Below are 19,410 nucleotides of genomic sequence, written 5' to 3' on the forward strand. Positions count from 1 at the left end.
CTACAAGACGCAAGGTGTCAGAAGTCCCAGTCCTCGTCCTCGGTGTTGACGGCCTTACCGATGACATACGAGCTGCCCGAGCCGGAGAAGAAGTCGTGGTTCTCGTCGGCGTTGGGTGACAACGCCGACAGAATCGCCGGGTTCACGTCGGTCTCGTCCTTGGGGAACATCGCCTCGTAGCCGAGGTTCATCAGCGCCTTGTTGGCGTTGTAGCGCAGGAACTTCTTGACGTCCTCGCTGAGGCCGACCTCGTCGTAGAGGGCCTCGGTGTAGTCGGACTCGTTGTCGTAGAGCTCGAACAGCAGCTCGAAGGTGTAGTCCTTGAGCTCTTGGCGACGTTCGGGGCTCTGCACCTCGAGACCGCGCTGGTACTTGTAGCCGATGTAGTAGCCGTGCACGGCCTCGTCGCGAATGATCAGCCGGATCAGGTCGGCGGTGTTGGTGAGCTTGGCGCGGCTGCTCCAGTACATCGGCAGATAGAAGCCGGAATAGAACAGGAACGACTCGAGCAGCGTGGAGGCGACCTTGCGCTTGAGCGGGTCGTCGCCACGGTAGTAATCCATGACGATCTGCGCCTTGCGCTGCAGCTGCTCGTTCTCCTCCGACCAGCGGAACGCCTCGTCGATCTCCTTGGTGGAGCACAGCGTGGAGAAGATGGAGCTGTAGCTCTTGGCGTGCACCGACTCCATGAATGCGATGTTGGTGAGCACCGCCTCCTCGTGCGGCGTGGTCGCATCCGGGATCAGCGAGACCGCACCGACGGTGCCCTGGATGGTGTCCAGCAGCGTCAGGCCGGTGAAGACCCGCATCGTCAGCTGCTTCTCGTACTCGGTGAGGGTGTGCCACGACTGGATGTCGTTGGACACCGGCACCTTCTCCGGCAACCAGAAGTTGCCGGTGAGGCGATCCCAGACCTCGGCGTCCTTCTCGTCGGGGACGCGGTTCCAGTTGATCGCGGAGACGCGGTCGACGAGCTTCAGTTTCTCAGGCATTTCAACTTCCGCTTTCTTCATTCGTTGTTGTGGCCGCGTCCTCAACGCAGTATCGACAAGTGTCTTTGAACACGCCTTTGTTCGTGTGATAGCGAGTGTGAGCACTTCGCTTGCTGGATGGCTGCGGTCGTCCCTTTCGAGTTGCCGACGTCTTGGCACGTGTCTCATCGCTCGCTCGGCGTCCGAAGTTCGGATTCCCCGAGCCTCGTCGCTGCTCGGAGAGACGCTGCCTGGATTCGGCAGACATCGTGTGTCCGTAGCCTGGATGGTCGATCCCGAACTTACCGAAGTTCGGGTTGGCCGCTCCTGTAATGGAACCTCGTCGCTCGACTGACCACTTCGCTCGCTGTTCGTCCGAGTGCGTTCGCCCGAAGAATGGATTTTCTTGTGCGAACCGACTTACTCCCTTCCGACCGGTTGACCGAATTCGAGCTGCTTCGCGCATCTCTTCGGTCCATACAACGCCGGTAGGACCCAGCCCCCCGGAGGCCAGATTGAGTAACGGCTGACCGTCACGACGTAGGTAGGCAATCCACGCGATTTCAGCCTGCCCCAAGTCGTCCAGTCCGTCGATCCAATCGAGCTCATCGGCTATTACATTGTCGCGATCTTGCTTTCGCAGCCAGTCGTAGAACGGAGTCTTTCGGCCAGCTGCAGCAACCTTGAAATGTTGCTGTAAGCGTCTGGACGCAGTCTTGGTTGTAAGCCCGATATAGCGATAGTCGTACTCTGGCCGCAAGCGGACTCCGTATATGACACCGTACTTCGCGATTGTCATGGTCACACCATCCACGAACAGTTGGTCAGGCTGTCACAACATGCAGGAAACGCAATTTTCCACCTCAGTCCCCTCGAGAGCGAGCTGACGCAGACGGATGTAATACAGCGTCTTGATCCCCTTGCGCCACGCGTAGATCTGCGCCTTGTTGACGTCGCGGGTGGTGGCGGTGTCCTTGAAGAACAGGGTGAGACTCAGCCCCTGGTCGACGTGCTGGGTCGCCGCGGCGTAGGTGTCGATGACCTTCTCGTACCCGATCTCATACGCATCCTGGTAGTACTCCAGGTTGTCGTTGGTCATGTACGGCGCCGGGTAATAGACGCGGCCGATCTTGCCTTCCTTGCGGATCTCGATCTTCGCGGCCACCGGGTGGATCGAGCTGGTCGAGTGGTTGATGTAGGAGATCGATCCGGTCGGCGGGACGGCCTGCAGATTCTGGTTGTAGATACCGTCGCGCTGCACGGCGGCCTTCAGCTCCCGCCAGTCGTCCTGGGTGGGAATGTGAATTCCGGCCTGGCCGAACAGGTCGCGTACCTTCTGGGTCTCCGGCTCCCACACCTTCTCGGTGTACTTGTCGAAGAACTCCCCGCTGGCGTACTTCGACTTCTCGAAGCCGCCGAAGGCATGGCCACGTTCACGCGCGATCTTGTTCGACGCCCGCAGCGCGTGGAACAGCACCGTGTAGAAGTAGATGTTCGTGAAGTCGACACCTTCGTCGCTGCCGTAGAAGATCCGTTCGCGGGCCAGGTAGCCGTGTAGATTCATCTGACCGAGGCCGATGGCGTGGGAGTCGTTGTTGCCCTTCTCGATCGAGGGCACCGAGGTGATCGAGGTCTGATCGCTGACCGCGGTGAGACCGCGGATCGCGGTCTCGATGGTCTGCCCGAAGTCGGGTGAGTCCATCGCCTTGGCGATGTTGAGCGACCCGAGGTTGCACGAGATGTCCTTACCGATGTGCGAGTAGGACAGATCGTCGTTGAACTCTGACGCGGTGGAGACCTGCAGGATCTCCGAGCACAGGTTGGAGTGGGTGATCTTGCCGTCGATCGGGTTGGCCCGGTTCACCGTGTCCTCGAACATGATGTACGGGTAGCCCGACTCGAACTGCAACTCGGCGAGGGTCTGGAAGAACTCGCGGGCCTTGATCTTGGTCTTGCGGATGCGCTTGTCCTCGACCATCTCGTGGTACGTGTCGGTCACGTTCACGTCGGCGAACGGCACTCCATAGACGCGCTCGACGTCATACGGGCTGAACAGGTACATGTCGTCGTTGTCCTTGGCGAGCTGAAAGGTGATGTCGGGGATCACCACGCCGAGCGACAACGTCTTGATACGGATCTTCTCGTCCGCGTTCTCCCGCTTGGTGTCGAGGAAGCGGTAGATGTCGGGATGATGGGCGTGCAGATACACCGCGCCGGCGCCCTGGCGCGCGCCGAGCTGGTTGGCGTAGGAGAACGAGTCCTCGAGCAGCTTCATGATCGGGATGACGCCCGAGCTCTGGTTCTCGATCTTCTTGATCGGCGCGCCGTGCTCACGGATGTTGGACAGCAGCAGCGCCACTCCTCCGCCGCGCTTGGAGAGCTGGAGAGCCGAATTGATCGACCTCCCAATGGATTCCATGTTGTCCTCGATGCGAAGCAAAAAGCAGCTCACCGGCTCACCACGCTGCTTCTTACCCGAGTTGAGGAAGGTCGGGGTGGCCGGCTGGAAACGCCCCTCGATGATCTCGTCGACGAGATGACGGGCCAGCGCCGTGTCACCGTCGGCCAGCGTCAGCGCGACCATGCACACCCGGTCCTCGAAGCGTTCCAGGAACCGCTTGCCGTCGAAGGTCTTCAGTGTGTAGCTGGTGTAGTACTTGAACGCGCCGAGGAACGTCGGGAATCGGAACTTCTTCGAGAACGCATGCCCGAACAGGAGTTTCACGAACTCGCGGTCGTACTTCGCGAGGACCTCGGGCTCGTAATAGTTCTCCTCGAGCAGGTAGTCGAGCTTCTCGTCGAGGTCATGGAAGAAGACCGTGTTCTGGTTGACGTGCTGCAGGAAGTACTGGTTGGCCGCCTCGCGGTCCTTGTCGAACTGGATGTTGCCGTCCCTGTCGTACAGGTTCAGCATCGCGTTGAGCGCGTGATAGTCCAATTCGCCGGGTTCGTGCCCCGACGGGCCGGGATGCACTCCGGACTTGCTGGCCGAGGCGGTGTCCGAGACGGGTGCGGCGGTTGGCGACACGAAAGACTCCTGCAGCTAGATGATTGTGGGCGAAACGGTACTCGTGGGGTCTGACAGTTCAGGCGCGCGAAACGCTCAGCGCGTCCCGGTCCGGATGGGTGAACGCCGAGCTCAGCGCGAAATCGGCCAGCCCGTCCCGTACCCGCTCGACATCGTCGACAGTGCCCATCAGCTCGAACCGATAGAGATTGGGCACCCGACACTTCCGCGAGACGATGTCGCCGGCGAGACAGAACTCCTCGCCGAAGTTGGTGTTCCCGGCCGCGATGACGGCGCGGATCAGCGAGCGGTTGTGGATGTTGTTGAGGAACTTGATGACCTGCTTGGGCACGTACCCGGATCGGTCGCCGGTCGCCTTGCCACCGCCATAGGTGGGCAGCACCAGCACGAACGGCTCATCGACGGTGAACACCGCAGGATCGCCGAGGACCGGGATACGCTGCGCGCGCAATCCGAGCTTCTCGACGAATCGATGCGTGTTCTCCGACACCGAGGAAAAATAGACGATCAGTGGCGCCGGGTGGGACGCCCGGACCGAAGCGTCGGGATTCGAGGCCTGGGTCACGATCGACCTCCAAACTCCTGACTCGTGTGCTACCTCGTGATCTCGCTTACCCCGATCGCACCATGATCGAACCCGACTTCCCCATCAGGCCGACAGAGGGGGATCAGGCAGCCGATGCGGCGAGGGCCTTGATGCGGTCCGGGCGGAAACCCGACCAGTGTTCGTCGCCGACGACCACCACGGGGGCCTGCAGGTAACCGAGCGCCATCACATAGTCGCGCGCCTCATCGTCGGTGCTGATGTCAACCACCTCGTAAGCCAGGCCCTGCTTGTCGAGGGCCTTGTAGGTGGCGTTGCACTGGACGCAGGCGGGCTTGGTGTAGACGGTGATGGCCATCAAAGTTCTCCTCGTGCGGTTCGATGCGTCTGTTGGATCAGGCTGGTCTGGTCGTCGTGTGTGCTGTGGCGTCCACCGCTGCCCGGGTGTCCACCATGTCGCCGGCATCGACCCATCCGGGCCGTCACCGTTCGGCCCTTGTCAGAGGAAACCGAACCCGCCACCTTCGCGCTCGACATCTGCATTCACGCTCTACATCTGTCTTCAACGCAGTGCGGTGGCCGCACTTTCCCAACGTGAAGATGGTGACCTATATCACCGTCTTCGAGGCGCTTTCCGCAGAATCACATTCGTGTTGGTAATCCGCCCTGCCGGTCTCCCAAACACTACACCTAGTGGCTGACAATTCGCACCACCACTAGAGGTTGTGAATAACATTCGTGAAAGTCGCAGGTCGCAGGCATACGAGATCGTGAAGTCGGGCGTGTCCGGCGTGTCGTCCACATGTTGTCCCCCGGCAGTCCACAAGGTGTCCCACGGCACTCCACAACCCCGCAAACGACCAACGCCGCCGCGAGCCCTTGCTCGCGGCGGCGCATCGTCACCATCGGTTGATCAGACCGACACCGACACCTCATCGGCCAGACGGCGAACCGCGTCCACCACCCCGGTGACGAGCTCCGCGTCGGCGAGTCCGTCGTCGGACATCGAGGAGGTCTGCAGCCCGAACTCGACCTCCTCGACGACGTGGCCGCCAGCGATCTTCACGGACTTACGGGTGTCTTCACGTGACCAGGTACCCGCGAACCGGCCCAATGCCGCGCCGATCACGCCGACCGGCTTGCCCGACAGGGCACCGGCACCGTACGGGCGCGAGAGCCAGTCGATGGCGTTCTTCAACACCGCGGGCATGGTGCCGTTGTACTCCGGGGTGACCAGCAGCACGGCGTCGGCCGCAGCGACCGCCTCACGCAACCCGGTGACGCCGTCGGGCAGAGTCGCACCTGACTCGATGGAGGGGTCGTCGTCCTCGCTGTAGAACGCCAGCCGGCCCAGACCATCGACCACGGTCACGGTGATGCCGGCCGGAGCCTTGTCGGCGGCGAGTTGGGCGAGACCTCGGTTGATCGATTCGCGGCGCAGACTGCCCACCAGCGCCACGATCTCCACATTGCGTTCGCTCATGGACGCTCCTCCTGTTATCCACGCACTCGATGGTTAGCCATTCGAAGTATCAAACGGCAGGCCGATCCCACCGATTCCCGATCCGCCCGAACCGTTACCCTCGTCACTGTGTCGAACGGTCCCGACGGCGGTTTCATACCTCTGAGCATGTCCGTCGGCGTCGGCGAACGGGCGGACACCGAACGGGCCGATGCCGCGCGGAATCGCCGCTTGCTGCTCGCGGCGGCCCAGAACCTCATCGACAATCACGGCGCCGCCGCCGTGACGATGGACGCGGTCGCCCGCGAAGCAGGTGTCGGCAAGGGCACCGTGTTCCGGCGCTTCGGCAGCCGGACGGGCCTGATGTTCGCGCTACTCGATCATTCAGAGTCGGAGATCCAGCGCGCCTACATCTCCGGGCCGCAACCATTGGGGCCGGGCGCTCCCCCGTTGGATCGCCTGCTCGCCTATGGCCGGGCCCGGCTCAAGCTCACCTCGAGCCATCTGGACATCCTGCTCGAGGCCGGCGGCGCCGGCGGCGACTTCATGAACCACCCGGTGTGGTCGGCGTCCAACCGCCATGTCCAGATCTTGCTGCATCAGTTGGGATTCGGCGATCGCCTCGACGTCATCTCGGTCGCGGTGCAGTCTCCGTTGAATGCGGCGGCGGTCAAGCATCTCGTCGAAGTCGCCGGCCTCGACCTAGAGACCATCACCGCCGAGTGGGAAGAGATGGTCCGCACCCTGGCGCGCGGCGTGACCGGCGACTGACCCCCACGTTCACGGAGCCCGCGGTCACCTCGGCCGTTCTGCGGTGGTGCGGCAACCGTCATAGCCTTGACTGACCTGTCGCCCCGGCCCCGCACGGATGGCGATACCGGAGAGAAGGGACCCCACGAGGTGAAGGCTGTCATCATCGGCGCCGGAATGGGCGGACTCAGCGCTGCCATCGCGCTCAAGCAGATCGGTCACGAGGTCGAGGTCTATGAACAGGTGACCGAGAACAAGCCGGTGGGCGCCGCGATCTCGGTCTGGTCCAACGGCGTCAAATGCCTCAACCACCTCGGACTCGAGAAACAGACAGCGGCGCTCGGCGGCATCGTCGACTCCATGTCCTACGTCGACGGGTTCACCGGCGAAACCATGTGCCGCTTCAGCATGCAACCACTGATCGATGAGGTCGGGCAGCGCCCGTACCCCGTCGCCCGGGCCGAGCTGCAGATGATGCTGATGACCGCGTACGGCATGGCGGACATCAACTTCGGCAAGAAGATGGTCAGTGTCGCCGACGGCCCCACGCAGGCCACGGTCGAGTTCGCCGACGGCACCACCGCCACGGGCGACATCGTCATCGGCGCCGACGGTGCCAAATCCCTGACGCGCGAATATGTCCTGGGCGGACCGGTGGAACGCCGATATGCGGGCTATGTCAATTTCAACGGTCTCGTCGAGGTGGATGAGGCCATCGGGCCGGCCACCGAGTGGACCACCTACGTGGGCGACGGAAAGCGGGTGTCGGTGATGCCCATCGCCGACAATCGCTTCTACTTCTTCTTCGATGTGACGATGCCAGAAGGTGAACCCTACGAACGCGGTACCGCGCGCGAGGTCCTCGCGGACAATTTCGCGCGTTGGGCCCCCGGGGTCCAGCGGCTTATCGAGAAGCTCGACCCGGCGACCACCAATCGCGTCGAGATCCTCGACCTCGATCCGTTTCACACCTGGGTCAAGGGCCGGGTCGCGGTGCTCGGCGACGCCGCCCACAACACCACTCCCGACATCGGACAGGGCGGCTGTTCGGCGATGGAAGACGCAGTGGCACTTCAGTTCGCGTTCACAGAGCACCGCGACGATGTCCACGCAGCGCTGGCCGCCTACGAGTCGTCGCGCACCGAGCGGGCCGGCGATCTCGTCCTGCGCGCGCGCCGGCGGTGCGACGTGACCCACGCCAAGGATCCGGCGGCGACTGCCGCTTGGTACGACGAGCTGCGCTCCGAAGACGGGACCCGGATCATCCGCGGCATCGTCTCCAACATCGTCGGCGGCCCACTGACGTCCTGAACGGCAGCCGCGCCCAGTCGACCGAAAACAGCGCCCAGTCAACGGATAACAGCGCCCAGTCGACGCGCAGGTTCAGTTGGCAGTTTGCCGACGGTGGGTCAGTTGCCGGGGTCGGCGATGGCCCGGCCGTCCTGATCGGGCACCATGCCGTCGTGGGACACCAGCGCGGCGGTCCGGGACAAGGACGGACCGGCGGCCAGCAGCGAGATCACCGACCATGGCGCCTGCATGGGACGCTCACCCAATCCCAGGATCTGCCCGGCTTCGGCATCGGCCACCCCGAAGCGAATCCCGAAATCGCTGACGAAGAACCGTGATTCGACGCGTTCGCTGTCCGGTTCGGCGCCGGTGACCTGGAGGTACTCACCGGTGCCCGGACGGAGGTACACCTGATCGACGCCCGGGCCCGGACCGTCCGCCGAGGTGAGGGATACCGGCTCGGCACCGTCGGGTAGGGGCAACGTCCGACCGATCAGGAACCCGGTGGTCGCCGCGGGATCATCCGCACCGCGCGACCAGGATCGACACAGCGTGCCACCGGTGTCGACATCCACCAGATTCGGTGCGCGATCGGGGAAGTCGTCGACAGGTAGGCGTGCGGACGTCGGCGTGGCCGCGATCTCCCCCGGCGCCACCGTCTGGACGGGAGCGGTGCCGTCGCGATCGGCGAGACGCAGGATCTCTGCGGTCGCCTCGGTGATCTGTTGCACACCGTCCCGCAACACGACGTAGTAGCTCGTCTGATCGTCGATGCCGACGGACTTCACCACCGAGCCCACGCGGATGTCGTCGTCGCGCATTCCCCCGGGCCGACCTTCACCGCTGATGTCGGGCACCTCGATCGGGTCGACCTCGGGGAAACTGTTCAGTAGTCCGGCACTCATCTCACGCGGCGCGACCCCCTCGAGGCCCAACGCACGCATCACCGGAACGCTGTCGGTGTCCACGGCTGCCCGCACCGTGCGCGGCGTGCCATCACGCATCACCGTGTACACGAGGTAGGTCTCGCCACCGGTGGTCACCATGACCGCGTCATCGCTGTCCGCGGAGTCGATCGCTCCGCCGAGCACTGGTCGCTCCCCGATGACGGTGAGAGTGATCGACTCTCCGGAGACGTTCGGGTAGACGGCCGCGGTGTCGCAGACGGTCCAGAACGACTCGCCGGGGTGGCCCGACGACGGCAACGCGCCGGGCGCGCCGGGGATACCGAGTAAGGGTCCGCGCGGATATGACGCGAGTTTGCCGTCGCTGACCGACGCAGGCGACTCACTGCTGCCGGTGATCAACCGAGCCGACGCGAGATTGAGGACCGGATGCAGGGTGTCATCGATGACGACGTAGTTGCCGCCGCCATCCTTGCTGACGACGATCTTCGCGTCGCCCACCGAGCCCTGTGGCCGGATGAGCCCCCACACCCCGCAACCACCCAGGACCAGCAGGCCCAGTACGGTACCGACGAGTAGTGCTTGTATCTGCGAGCGCATCGGGTCGTGCAGCATCCGCACGTCCCGCCGCACCAGCGCATGTTCCAGACGGCGCAGCAGGAAACGGTAACCGTTCACCTGCGCCCTGGTGGTCAGCTGCCGGGCCATCGTTCCCCCATTCCGACTGCGTGGCAGACACGGCTCATCCTCGCCTCACCGAGTATCACGTGGTCACCGACGATTCGCCGCGTAGTAGCGTAGCCGATACGTTTCCGCGGGTGTCGTGCCTGTCACCCGGAGAACTGAGGGGGGTTCCATGGTGATGCGGGGCGCACCGCCACCGACTGCGACGAGCGCGGGGGCGACACGGTCGGCGGCGCGCGTGGACACCGATCATCCCGCGGGCGCACACCGGCACCGTCGTGGCCTGCCGCTGGGCACCCTGGTGCTGATCGAGACCGTCCTCGCCGCCGGACTCGTCGGATGGGCCGTCAGCGGGTCCACGCTGGGTGCGATCGCGCTGATACTCGCCGCACTCGCCTCACTCGCACTGATCCCGCTGCGTGGGCGCAGGTCGATGGTCGCTGCCTGGTCGCACCGCATCGGCTTCCGCTGGGCGCGGGCACAGCGGGGCGCCGCCGACCTCGTTCCGGCGTCCTTCGACATTCCGGCCGGACCACAGACCGGCCGCACCCCCCTGAGGACACCGACGTCGGTGACCGACACCATCGGCGCCCGGTGGGTGGGCGACACACTGATCACCGTGCTCCGGGTGTCGCCCGCAACGCCTGCGGTGACCTATCTGACCCCGGCCGGGGCCGCGGTGAACGACCCGACCGGCCAGGTGGTGCCACTGGATGCGCTCGCCGAGTGCATCAACCCGTTCGACATCCGACTGGATTCGATCGAGGTGATCAGCCACGGCGTGCGTAGCTGGGGCGGCGGCACGATCGCGCAGACCTACCACCGCACCCTGGGCCCGCTGGCGGCGACGGCGCACCGCTCCGTGCTGGTCGTGCTCCGCCTCAACCCCCTCGATTGCGCCGACGCGGTGGCGCGTCGTGGCGGAGGTGCCGTCGGCGCCCTGCGCACGGCGACGATCAGCACTCGCCGCGTGGCCAACCGGCTCTCGGAGAGCGGCCTGCGCGTCTCGATCCTCAACGCCGCCGAGATCACCACGGTCACCACCCAGTTGTCCGAGGGCGCACCGATCGACGACATGGGCGAGGAGTGGGATTCCATCGCCGCAGGCGAACTGCGGTTTCGTAGCGCGCTCATCGACCCGGACCTACTCGCGTCCGTCATGTCGACGATCTGGGTCAACACCGCGTTGTCGACCACCACGACGGTGCGCCTGCGCCATGATGCCGAGCGCGCACTCGAGGTCAGCGGCATGGTGCGATTCGCCGAGTTGCCGACGGCGGGCCGAACGGCCGATCCGCTCCCGGCAGGTCTGACCGTGCTGGAGGGACACCAATTCGACGCTCTGGCAGCCAGTCTGCCGATTGCCGTACCCGGCAGGCTCGATCGCCGCCTCCGGTGCGCTCACGGCGACGACGCCCTCGCGTTGCTGCGGTCGATGCGGATACCGGCCGGCGGATGTGGACAACTTGTTGGTGCCGACCACAGCGGGCGAGCCGTCGCGGTACCGCTGCTCGGTCCCGACGTCCGGGCGGTGGCGCTCTGCGCTGGACCACAGGTGGTCGGTCAGGTGATCCTGCGGGCGATCGCGATCGGCGCTGCGGTCACCGTGCACTCCGTGCGACCGGCCCACTGGCACAACCTGATCGCCCAGGTCGGCGATCTGCGGCGACTCGCATTGAGCTCCGACCGGGTCCAGGCCCCGCTCGGGCACCGGGTGGCGGTCTACGACGGACTCACCCCGCCGCCGGCCGAACCCCACACCACGCATCTGACGGTTCTCGCACCCGACGACCCACGCGTGACCGACCTAGTCCCCGACGCAGCGGTCATCCTCCGGCAGAACCCGCGGGCGCCCCAGGACATCTCGGTCACCACGGCCAACGAGCGAGTGGCCGTCACGATGGTTGCGACCCCCGACGAATGGAAGATGCTGGGGCGGTAGCGAAGCGCTGGCGCGGCGCTACTGCTCGCGCCCCGCACTCACCGGGACCAGTGCCCGGAAGAACACCGCACGCGACGACGATGCGTGCACCACCACATCGGGCTCGGAGTCGGCGATCCAGACCGCCTGCCCGGCCCGAACCGTGATGGGCCGGCCACCCATCGGACGGACCTCGATCGAACCGGTCAGCACGGTCAGGATCTGTGGACCGGGCATGTCGAAACAGATCGAGGAGGCATACAGCAGGCCGGTGCCGTCGAGCTCCACCCGCGACAACCGGAACTCGGGAGCGGCGGTCACATAGATGCGCTCGGCGCCGACGGTGTGTACCGCAGGCACGAGATCATCCACGGCGGCGGGTGTGAAATCGAGCACGCGCAGCAATTCGGGGACGTCGATGTGTTTGGGTGTCAATCCACCGCGGAGCACGTTGTCGGAGTTCGCCATGATCTCCACCCCGGTCCCCCGCAGATACGCGTGCAGGTTTCCCGCGGGCAGGTAGAGTCCGTCCCCCGGCTCGAGATGAATCCGATTGAGCAGCAAGGACGCCAGGACTCCCGGGTCTCGCGGGTAGACCTCGCCGAGTTCCAGCACGGTGCGCAGCTCCGCGGCGAACCTCGGCCGTCCCGAGCTGAGGAGTTCTACCGCCGCGGCCAGCACCGCGGGCACCAGGGTGGTGATGGACGCGTCGGGCAGGGTCAGCCATGTGGTGAACAGGGCGCGTAGACCTTCGGAATCCGGTTGCCCGGCCAACATACCGAGATACGGATCGAGTTCAGCGACCTGCAGTTCTCGCAGCAAGTCCACGGTCGCACCCGGATCGCGGAAACCGGCCAACGCCTCGAACTCGGTGAGCGCCACGATGAGTTCGGGTTTGTGCCACGGGTCGCGATAGTTGCGATCTGAGGCATCGAGTCGCAGGCCCTGTGCGTTCTCGCGCTCGAAGCCGTCGCGCGCCTGGTCGGCACTCGGATGCGCCTGCAACGACAGCGGTTCCTCGGCCGCGAGGACCTTTACCAGGAACGGCAACCTACCGTCGAATCGGTCGATCGTGTGTTGACCCAGCATCCCGGGTGGGTCTGCTTGGATCGCCGTCAGCAAGTCGACGTCGATCTGACCGTCCGCGCCGAGACAGGACGCCGGTCCGGCCGGATGAGCCCCGAACCACAACTCGGCCTCCGGATGCGGGGACGGCACCGCCTTGCCTCGCATCGACGCGATCGCGGTCCGCGACCCCCACGCGTAGGGCCGCACCACGCCTTCCAGGGTTCTCATCACCTCAGGTCCTGATCAGCCGGAGATAGACGGCGGCCATCTCGATCCGCAACACCAGTACGAGCAACGCTTCGATGTCTGCGGGTGCGTCGGCGGCCGCCTCATCGGGCATCTGCGTCGGGCTCGGTGGCGTCGGGGTGCCCGATTCGCCGGTCAGCACGTCGAGATCGCCGATCCCGTCGAGCCGCCTGCGCAGATACCAGTCGCGCGCCGGCGTGGTGACCGCCATGACCCGCGGTGGCGCCTCCGCTGCCGGACCGTCGAAGTCCGGGTCGTAGAAGATCGAATCGGTGGGGGCCGATCCGGTGCGTGCCGAGAACTCCCGATGCAGCCGCATGACGTCACCGATCTCGGCGGTCGCAGAGATCACGCCCGCCAGAGCCACCAGCGCCCGGGACGCCTGCGCGGCCACCACCGCGGTTGCCGCGGAGTCGCCGACCCAGAGGATCGACCGGCCATCGAGTCGTCCCGCGATCGCCTTGGCAAGGTTGTGGAAACTCTCCTGACGCGGATGGTTGGCTCCGGCCTCGGCGTCGATGGCGTCCGCGAGGTCGGCCAGCCCGGGAGCGCGACCGGTGAACCGCACCTGCGACAGCGAGACCACGACGGCCAACAGCGCCGCGACAAACCCCGGGAACCGGAAACGCGGGTCCACGCCGACGCGCGGCGACAGATCGATACCGTTGCCACCCAGCGCTTCCCGCAACGGACCCTCGATCGGGGCGGCGACCACGACCTCCGCGCGGCGGCGCAACGATCGGGCTGCGGCGTCGGCCAGCATCATATCGCCGGCGTCGTCACCGGCGATCACCACCACGTCGAGCGGACCGATCCAGCCCGGCAGCACCGAGGCACACACGATCGGCACGTCGACGCGCGCGCCGACGGCCGCGGTCACCAGGGCGGCCGCAGGCGCAGCGGCACCGGTGGGCGAGCACACGATCACGACGCTGCGCGGACGCAACTGCTTGAGGGGCTCCAACACTCCCTCACGCTGCGCCTCCGCGACCGCACGCACCTGGGCGCCGGCCAGGGCAACCGTCGGCAGCAGTCCGTCCACGTCGGCATCGATCAACTCCTCGACGTCATCGAGGTCGAGGGAACCGGTGCGCATGCCATCTAGATTAACCACGGAGCCGACTCGTCAACCACTTCGCCGACGACCCGAGCGCCACGTTGCGACCACACGCAGGCCGACGCGAATGACCGGTACGGCCGCCGCCGCGCACCCCGATCAGTCGATGGGATCGGGCAGCACCCGTAGGTGACCTCGACGTCCCGGTCGTGGCCGTGCGGAATGCGGCGAGCGACGTGTGGGCTCATCGGCCGACGGTGACGATTCCGATGACGCCACCCCGGGACGTCCGCGACGATGTCGGCCCGGCGGCCGCGTGTCGTCGAGGGGATCGAACAGATCGGGGAATCCCGGTGTCACATCGACACGGTCGGCGCCGCCGACCTCACGGACCGCCTCGGCCAGCGCGGTGAGCTCGTAGTCCTCGGCGACCGGCGCGGAGAAGCCGCTCTCGCTGCGCAACATCTCCCAGCCCCGTGGCACGGTGATCCGTCGGGCATGTTCGTCACACAGGTCCCACGAATGCGGCTCGGCGCTGCTGGCCAACGGTCCGATCACCGCGGTCGACTCGGCGTAGACGAAGGTCAGGGTAGCCACCGCGGAACGGGCGCAGCCGGGCCTGCAGCACTGTCGGGGGAGCTTCACGCAGTCGAGGTTATCCCCGCGGGGCCTTGCGCGCCGGTGGCGACACGCGCGCACGCCCAAAGACACCTCACCCGAGACACCGACGTGACAAATACCTACACTCTCGACATGCGCTTCGATGCTCCCCGCCCCTCGCGTGGCCGTGGCGACGATCCGCGCGGCCGCGGGCAGGACGCGCGGGGTCGGCTGAACCAAACCCGCGGCCGGGCCGCGGAGTCTCGGTCCGGGGCACCCACACGGCGATCCGGTCGGCGAATCGGGGTCCGCGACCGCCGTGGACGCGGTCTGCGTTCGCCGCTGCTACCCCAATCCGTGCCGGCATTCGCCAGCCGATCCGACTCGTTCGACGTGACCGCTCTCGAAGCGTTCGCGGAGATCGATGCGCACTGGCACGAACAGCTCATCGGGCTCGACATCGCCGTCGACGACATCCCCCGCATGCTCCCGCGCGACCCTGAGTCGATCCAGTGGCCCGACGAGGTCACCGCCGACGGGGCCATACCGCTGGCTCGACTCATCCCGGCCGGCGTCGACGTGACCGGTCAGCCCACGCGGGCCCAGATCATATTGTTTCGGCGACCACTGGAGATCCGCGCCAAGCGTGGCGCCGATCTGCTGGAACTCGTCCACGAAGTCCTGGTGCAGCAGGTGGCGACCCACCTCGGCGTCGATGAGGACACCGTCGACCGCGGGCCGGAGTGATCGGCGCCGTGACGGTGAACAGCACTCGGTGACACCGCAGGAGCTGTGACCGCCCTACTGTTCGGCCCGCTGAGCGGACCGGCGGACCCTCAGATGATGCCGCGCTTGAGGCGGCGGCGCTCACGCTCGGAGAGACCGCCCCAGATGCCGAACCGCTCGTCGTTGTGTAACGCGTACTCGAGGCATTCCGACTTGACCTCGCAGCCCTGGCAGATGCGCTTGGCCTCGCGGGTGGACCCGCCCTTCTCCGGGAAGAACGCCTCCGGATCGGTCTGCGCACAGAGCGCGCGGTCCTGCCACTGTTCCTCGACCGCGTCGAAGAGATCATCGAAATCGTTGGGCACCAAGGAGAGGTGGCGACGCTGAGGCCACGGCGAATTCTCTACCGGCTCAGCGGAATCCACACCGATGATCGGCGACATGAATGAATCGCCGGGCACTCCAATGGGATTGACGCCCACCTCGGCACCGGCGAGCTCTTCCGCCCGATCGATCGGTGCGGCAGGGCTGTGTTGATCGGAAATATTGCGTGGTTCAAGGGGATTGCCGATCGGGTTTTCGAAAGCCATCGTCGGCGCCTCCTAGCTCGAGAGTCTGTCAGTTCCAGTTACCGCCGGATGCGGCCGGCCACCCTGCCGCTCCGCCGCATCTGCCCACACCGTCGATCTCACCGCGTGTCCGGGGCCAACCCCCACCGGGCTCTTCGAACATATGAGCGAAAGCCTTGCGCTCCATCGATTCTCGATCTCGAAACCCGGAATGACACTGATGTGATTACACACGGCCGAGGCCACCGCGGTCAAGTTAAACCGAAAGATTCCTTCATACCACCAGTCTTCGGGATCTCTCGGTCCGACACGGACCGGGTCGGTGGAGATCTGCAATCTCACAGATCGCCGATCCCCTCCCCCCCAGAGTGCCACCCATGGTAGCGAACCCGATGCCACCCGGTCGCCACGTCATCGGCGTACCGACGGTGACCTCGGACTTCGCGTCCTCGCAGCACGTTCGCGATGCATCGCCGACGACGCGTCAGTCATGTGACAGCAGCCAACGCCCGCCAAGGGCGTTGGGAGACATGGCCTAGAGTGAACGAGGTGAAAGTGACGGTCCTCGTGGGCGGTGTCGGTGGCGCGCGGTTTCTCTCCGGCGTGCGGGAGGTATTCGAGCCCACCCCCTTTCCCGATCCGGCCGAGCAGCCCTCGCACCGGGACACGGCAGATGGCGACGTCATCGGTAGCCCGCCACATGCCGGCGCCAGCGCCGGTACGCATTCGGTGACCGCAGTCGTCAACGTCGGCGACGATGCCTGGATGCACGGGGTGCGTATCTGCCCTGACCTCGACACGTGCATGTACACCCTCGGCGGCGGAATCGACACCGCCCGCGGTTGGGGCCGGGTCGACGAGACGTGGCACGCCAAGGAAGAGCTGGCCGCCTATGGCGCCGACCCCGACTGGTTCGGTCTGGGTGACCGCGATCTCGCCACACACCTGATCCGCACGCAGATGCTGGACGCGGGCTATCGACTGTCCGACGTGACCGCAGCCCTGTGCCGGCGTTGGCAGCCCGGGGTGCGCTTGCTGCCGGCCACCGACGACCGACATGAGACCCATGTGGTGGTGGCCAAACCCGACGGTGACGAAGGTGAGCGCGTGGCCATTCATTTCCAGGAATGGTGGGTGCGCCACCGCGCCCGCATACCCACCTTCGGGTTCGCGCAGGTGGGCTCCGACGACACCCGAGCCGCGCCGGGAGTTGCCGAGGCGATCGCCGACGCCGACGTCGTGTTGCTCGCGCCCAGCAACCCGGTGGTCAGCATCGGCGCCATCGTGAGTGTGCCCGGCATCCGAAGTGCGCTCCGGACCACGTCCGCACCGGTGGTCGGGATCTCGCCGGTCATCGACAACCGGCCCCTGCGTGGGATGGCCGACGAATGTCTGTCGGTGATCGGCGTGGAGACCTCGGCGGAGGCGATCGCGGCCCACTACGGCGCTCGCAGCGGCAACGGAATCCTGGACGGCTGGCTGGTGGCCGAGGGCGACCGGGCCGCCGTCGACGGGATCACCATCGGCTCGGCTCCCCTGCTGATGACCGATCCCGCCGCCACCGCGCAGATGGTGCGCGTTGCGTGCGCACTCGTCGGAGTCGGCACTCCCGACCTCGACGACGGCTCCGTTGGCGGACCCGCATGACCGCCGGCACCGGTCGACCCGACCACGGCGCGAGCGGCGGACTCGAGATCCGGCCGGTCACCGGCCTCGGCGAGTTCGGGCCGGGCATGGACGTCGCCGCCGAACTGCTCACAGCGGCGCCCTGGCTCGCCGACGGCGACGTGATCGTGGCGACCAGCAAGATCTTCTCCAAGGTCGAGGGACGCATGGTCGATGCGCCGACCGACCCCGACGAGCGAGACGCTCTGCGCCGACGACTCATCGACGCCGAATCGGTTCGCGTGCTGGCTCGCAAGAACCGCACGCTGATCACGGAGAACCGCAACGGTCTCGTCCAGGCCGCCGCCGGCGTCGACGGTTCGAATGTCGCGACCGATCAGCTCGCGCTGCTGCCCGTCGACCCGGACCTCAGCGCGGCCGGACTACGACGGCGCATCCACGAGCTGGCCGATCTCGACGTGGCGGTGGTGGTCACCGACACCATGGGTCGGGCGTGGCGCAACGGCCAGACCGATGTCGCGATCGGGTCGGCAGGGGTCGCCGTCTCTCACCCTTATGACGGGTCGGTCGATGCGCACGGCAATCCGCTGATCGTGACCGACATCGCCGTTGCCGACGAGATCGCCGCCGCCGCCGATCTCGTCAAGGGCAAACTCGGCGGGATGCCCATCGCCGTCATCCGTGGCCTGCATCCTGTCGACGACGGTTCGCGGGCGGCCGACCTGGTCCGCCCCGCCGACGAGGACCTGTTCCGACTCGGCACCGCCGAGGCCATCGAACTCGGACGGCGCGAGGCACTGCTGACCCGCCGATCGGTGCGTTCCTTTGCGCCCGAACCCGTCGAGAGCGAGATCATGCACGCCGCGTTCGCGGATGCGCTGACCGCCCCGGCCCCGCACCACACCCATCCCGTCCGCTTCGTGTGGGTGCGGTCCGGCGACCGCCGTGCACACCTGCTCGACGAGATGAGACAGGCCTGGCGTATCGATCTCGAGAGCGACGCGAAGTCACCGGAGTCGGTGGCCAAACGTCTGGGCCGCGGTCAGATCCTGTACGACGCACCGGAACTGGTGATACCGTTCCTGGTTCCCGACGGGGCTCACGAGTATCGGGATGCGCGACGCAACGCTGCCGAACACACGATGTTCACCGTCGCAGCCGGCGGCGCGGTGAACGCGTTACTGGTCGCGCTGTCGGTGCGCGGGATCGGTAGCTGCTGGATCGGGTCGACGATCTTCGCCCCCGAAGTGGTGCGCCGGGCTCTCGACCTCGACGACGGGTGGGAGCCGTTGGGCGCCGTCGCCGTCGGGCGGCCCGCGACCGAGAGCCCGACCCGCGCACCGGCCGACACCACGGGACTGGTGATCGAGCGATGAGCGCACCGTCGTTGAAGGCCTCGACCGAGCAGGCCCTACGCTCGTGGGCCGCCCCCGATGCCGAACAGGACTCCCTGCGCCACACGTATCTCGCATTCCTGGCCGCAGCCCCCGACGGGTGCCTGCGTGCCAGCGAACCCGGCCACGTCACCGCGTCGGCGATCGTGTTCGACGCGTCCCTGCGCCATGTGTTACTGACCCTGCACCCGCGCGTGGGTAAGTGGATTCAGCTCGGCGGGCACTGTGAGCCGGACGACACGACGATCGCCGACGCCGCGCGTCGGGAGGCTATCGAGGAATCCGGTATCGCCACCCTGCGACTCTCGCCGATGCCGGTCCATCTGCATACCCATCCGATCACCTGCTCGCTCGGCGTACCCACACGCCACCTCGACGTGCGCTACGCCGCGATCACCGAACCGACCTCCGACGGAGATCCGCCACCGGTGATCCGCAGCGACGAGTCGGTCGACCTGGCATGGTGGCCGATCGATGCTCTCCCCGCGGACACGGACACCGTCGACGTCCCGATCCTCATCGACCGGGGCCTCGCCGCGATGCGGTGACGCCGACGGCAGCGGTAACGG

Annotated in this window: 17 protein-coding genes; 7 read left to right on the forward strand and 10 right to left on the reverse strand. The window is 66.2% G+C overall.

Going from position 1 to position 19,410, the window contains the following annotated elements; genetic code table 11:
* Positions 1-17: 17 nt before the first annotated feature.
* The 5 genes from nrdF to OSB52_RS11525 all read right to left on the reverse strand — a co-directional run bounded on the left by nrdF (position 18) and on the right by OSB52_RS11525 (position 6,026).
* Positions 18-992 carry a class 1b ribonucleoside-diphosphate reductase subunit beta gene (gene nrdF, locus OSB52_RS11500; protein WP_266061740.1) on the reverse strand — a complete coding sequence of 325 codons (975 nt, stop codon included), beginning with the start codon at positions 990-992 and terminating at the stop codon, positions 18-20.
* A gap of 811 nt (positions 993-1,803) precedes the next feature.
* Positions 1,804-3,999, reverse strand: coding sequence for a class 1b ribonucleoside-diphosphate reductase subunit alpha (nrdE, locus tag OSB52_RS11510; RefSeq protein WP_235722484.1), 2,196 nt, complete (start codon positions 3,997-3,999; stop codon positions 1,804-1,806).
* 58 nt (positions 4,000-4,057) lie between these two features.
* Positions 4,058-4,564 carry a class Ib ribonucleoside-diphosphate reductase assembly flavoprotein NrdI gene (nrdI, locus tag OSB52_RS11515; RefSeq protein WP_266061743.1) on the reverse strand — a complete coding sequence of 169 codons (507 nt, stop codon included), beginning with the start codon at positions 4,562-4,564 and terminating at the stop codon, positions 4,058-4,060.
* Positions 4,565-4,667: 103 nt separating this feature from the next.
* On the reverse strand, positions 4,668-4,901 hold the full coding sequence (locus OSB52_RS11520) for a redoxin NrdH (protein WP_235722481.1): 234 nt from the start codon (positions 4,899-4,901) through the stop codon (positions 4,668-4,670).
* A gap of 555 nt (positions 4,902-5,456) precedes the next feature.
* Positions 5,457-6,026 carry an NAD(P)H-dependent oxidoreductase gene (locus OSB52_RS11525; RefSeq protein WP_266061744.1) on the reverse strand — a complete coding sequence of 190 codons (570 nt, stop codon included), beginning with the start codon at positions 6,024-6,026 and terminating at the stop codon, positions 5,457-5,459.
* Positions 6,027-6,134: 108 nt separating this feature from the next.
* Between OSB52_RS11525 and OSB52_RS11530 the strand changes: the two genes are divergently transcribed.
* Complete coding sequence (locus OSB52_RS11530; protein ID WP_235722478.1) at positions 6,135-6,776, forward strand: TetR/AcrR family transcriptional regulator; 642 nt, start codon at positions 6,135-6,137, stop codon at positions 6,774-6,776.
* Between the two features lie 129 nt (positions 6,777-6,905).
* Positions 6,906-8,066 (forward strand): FAD-dependent urate hydroxylase HpxO, encoded by a 1,161-nt coding sequence (gene hpxO, locus OSB52_RS11535; protein WP_235722782.1) that lies wholly within the window; start codon positions 6,906-6,908, stop codon positions 8,064-8,066.
* 98 nt (positions 8,067-8,164) lie between these two features.
* Here the strand turns inward: hpxO and eccB are convergent, their stop codons facing one another.
* Complete coding sequence (gene eccB, locus OSB52_RS11540) at positions 8,165-9,658, reverse strand: type VII secretion protein EccB (protein ID WP_235722476.1); 1,494 nt, start codon at positions 9,656-9,658, stop codon at positions 8,165-8,167.
* 214 nt (positions 9,659-9,872) lie between these two features.
* On the opposite strand from eccB, the gene eccE reads away from it, so the two are divergent.
* The gene (eccE, locus tag OSB52_RS11545) at positions 9,873-11,576 is read left to right on the forward strand and encodes a type VII secretion protein EccE (protein ID WP_266061748.1); all 1,704 of its coding nucleotides are present in this window, start codon (positions 9,873-9,875) and stop codon (positions 11,574-11,576) included.
* 18 nt (positions 11,577-11,594) lie between these two features.
* On the opposite strand, the gene manA is transcribed toward eccE, so the two are convergent.
* The 3 genes from manA to OSB52_RS11560 all read right to left on the reverse strand — a co-directional run bounded on the left by manA (position 11,595) and on the right by OSB52_RS11560 (position 14,571).
* A complete protein-coding gene (manA, locus tag OSB52_RS11550) occupies positions 11,595-12,851 on the reverse strand; it encodes a mannose-6-phosphate isomerase, class I (protein ID WP_266061821.1) in 1,257 nt (418 codons plus the stop codon).
* Positions 12,852-12,855: 4 nt separating this feature from the next.
* Positions 12,856-13,965 (reverse strand): hypothetical protein, encoded by a 1,110-nt coding sequence (locus OSB52_RS11555; RefSeq protein WP_266061751.1) that lies wholly within the window; start codon positions 13,963-13,965, stop codon positions 12,856-12,858.
* A 120-nt stretch (positions 13,966-14,085) separates the two neighbouring features.
* Complete coding sequence (locus OSB52_RS11560) at positions 14,086-14,571, reverse strand: DUF3499 domain-containing protein (protein ID WP_266061752.1); 486 nt, start codon at positions 14,569-14,571, stop codon at positions 14,086-14,088.
* A 255-nt stretch (positions 14,572-14,826) separates the two neighbouring features.
* On the opposite strand from OSB52_RS11560, the gene OSB52_RS11565 reads away from it, so the two are divergent.
* Positions 14,827-15,273 (forward strand): metallopeptidase family protein, encoded by a 447-nt coding sequence (locus OSB52_RS11565; RefSeq protein ID WP_235722780.1) that lies wholly within the window; start codon positions 14,827-14,829, stop codon positions 15,271-15,273.
* A gap of 89 nt (positions 15,274-15,362) precedes the next feature.
* On the opposite strand, the gene OSB52_RS11570 is transcribed toward OSB52_RS11565, so the two are convergent.
* Entirely contained in the window at positions 15,363-15,620 is a 258-nt protein-coding gene (locus tag OSB52_RS11570; RefSeq protein WP_171011557.1) for a WhiB family transcriptional regulator, read from the reverse strand.
* A 750-nt stretch (positions 15,621-16,370) separates the two neighbouring features.
* Here OSB52_RS11570 and cofD point away from each other — a divergent pair.
* The 3 genes from cofD to OSB52_RS11585 are packed head-to-tail and all read left to right on the forward strand — an operon-like array spanning position 16,371 to position 19,389.
* On the forward strand, positions 16,371-17,468 hold the full coding sequence (cofD, locus tag OSB52_RS11575; protein ID WP_266061753.1) for a 2-phospho-L-lactate transferase: 1,098 nt from the start codon (positions 16,371-16,373) through the stop codon (positions 17,466-17,468).
* Entirely contained in the window at positions 17,465-18,823 is a 1,359-nt protein-coding gene (locus tag OSB52_RS11580) for a coenzyme F420-0:L-glutamate ligase (RefSeq protein WP_266061754.1), read from the forward strand. The genes cofD and OSB52_RS11580 overlap by 4 nt, the downstream gene beginning before the upstream one ends.
* The gene (locus OSB52_RS11585; RefSeq protein WP_266061756.1) at positions 18,820-19,389 is read left to right on the forward strand and encodes an NUDIX hydrolase; all 570 of its coding nucleotides are present in this window, start codon (positions 18,820-18,822) and stop codon (positions 19,387-19,389) included. The genes OSB52_RS11580 and OSB52_RS11585 overlap by 4 nt, the downstream gene beginning before the upstream one ends.
* The last annotated feature ends 21 nt before the right edge of the window (positions 19,390-19,410 follow it).

It is taken from the genome of Gordonia aquimaris, assembly GCF_026262595.1.
Classification (GTDB): Bacteria; Actinomycetota; Actinomycetes; order Mycobacteriales; family Mycobacteriaceae; genus Gordonia; species Gordonia tangerina.

Excerpts from the sequence above, each read along its gene's own strand:
- OSB52_RS11555 (WP_266061751.1), bottom strand. The coding sequence starts at position 13,965 with ATGCGCACCGGTTCCCTCGACCTCGATGACGTCGAGGAGTTGATCGAT.
- OSB52_RS11580 (WP_266061754.1), top strand. The coding sequence starts at position 17,465 with ATGACCGCCGGCACCGGTCGACCCGACCACGGCGCGAGCGGCGGACTC.
- OSB52_RS11525 (WP_266061744.1), bottom strand. The coding sequence starts at position 6,026 with ATGAGCGAACGCAATGTGGAGATCGTGGCGCTGGTGGGCAGTCTGCGC.
- OSB52_RS11585 (WP_266061756.1), top strand. The coding sequence starts at position 18,820 with ATGAGCGCACCGTCGTTGAAGGCCTCGACCGAGCAGGCCCTACGCTCG.
- manA (WP_266061821.1), bottom strand. The coding sequence starts at position 12,851 with ATGAGAACCCTGGAAGGCGTGGTGCGGCCCTACGCGTGGGGGTCGCGG.
- nrdF (WP_266061740.1), bottom strand. The coding sequence starts at position 992 with ATGCCTGAGAAACTGAAGCTCGTCGACCGCGTCTCCGCGATCAACTGG.
- OSB52_RS11520 (WP_235722481.1), bottom strand. The coding sequence starts at position 4,901 with ATGGCCATCACCGTCTACACCAAGCCCGCCTGCGTCCAGTGCAACGCC.
- eccB (WP_235722476.1), bottom strand. The coding sequence starts at position 9,658 with ATGGCCCGGCAGCTGACCACCAGGGCGCAGGTGAACGGTTACCGTTTC.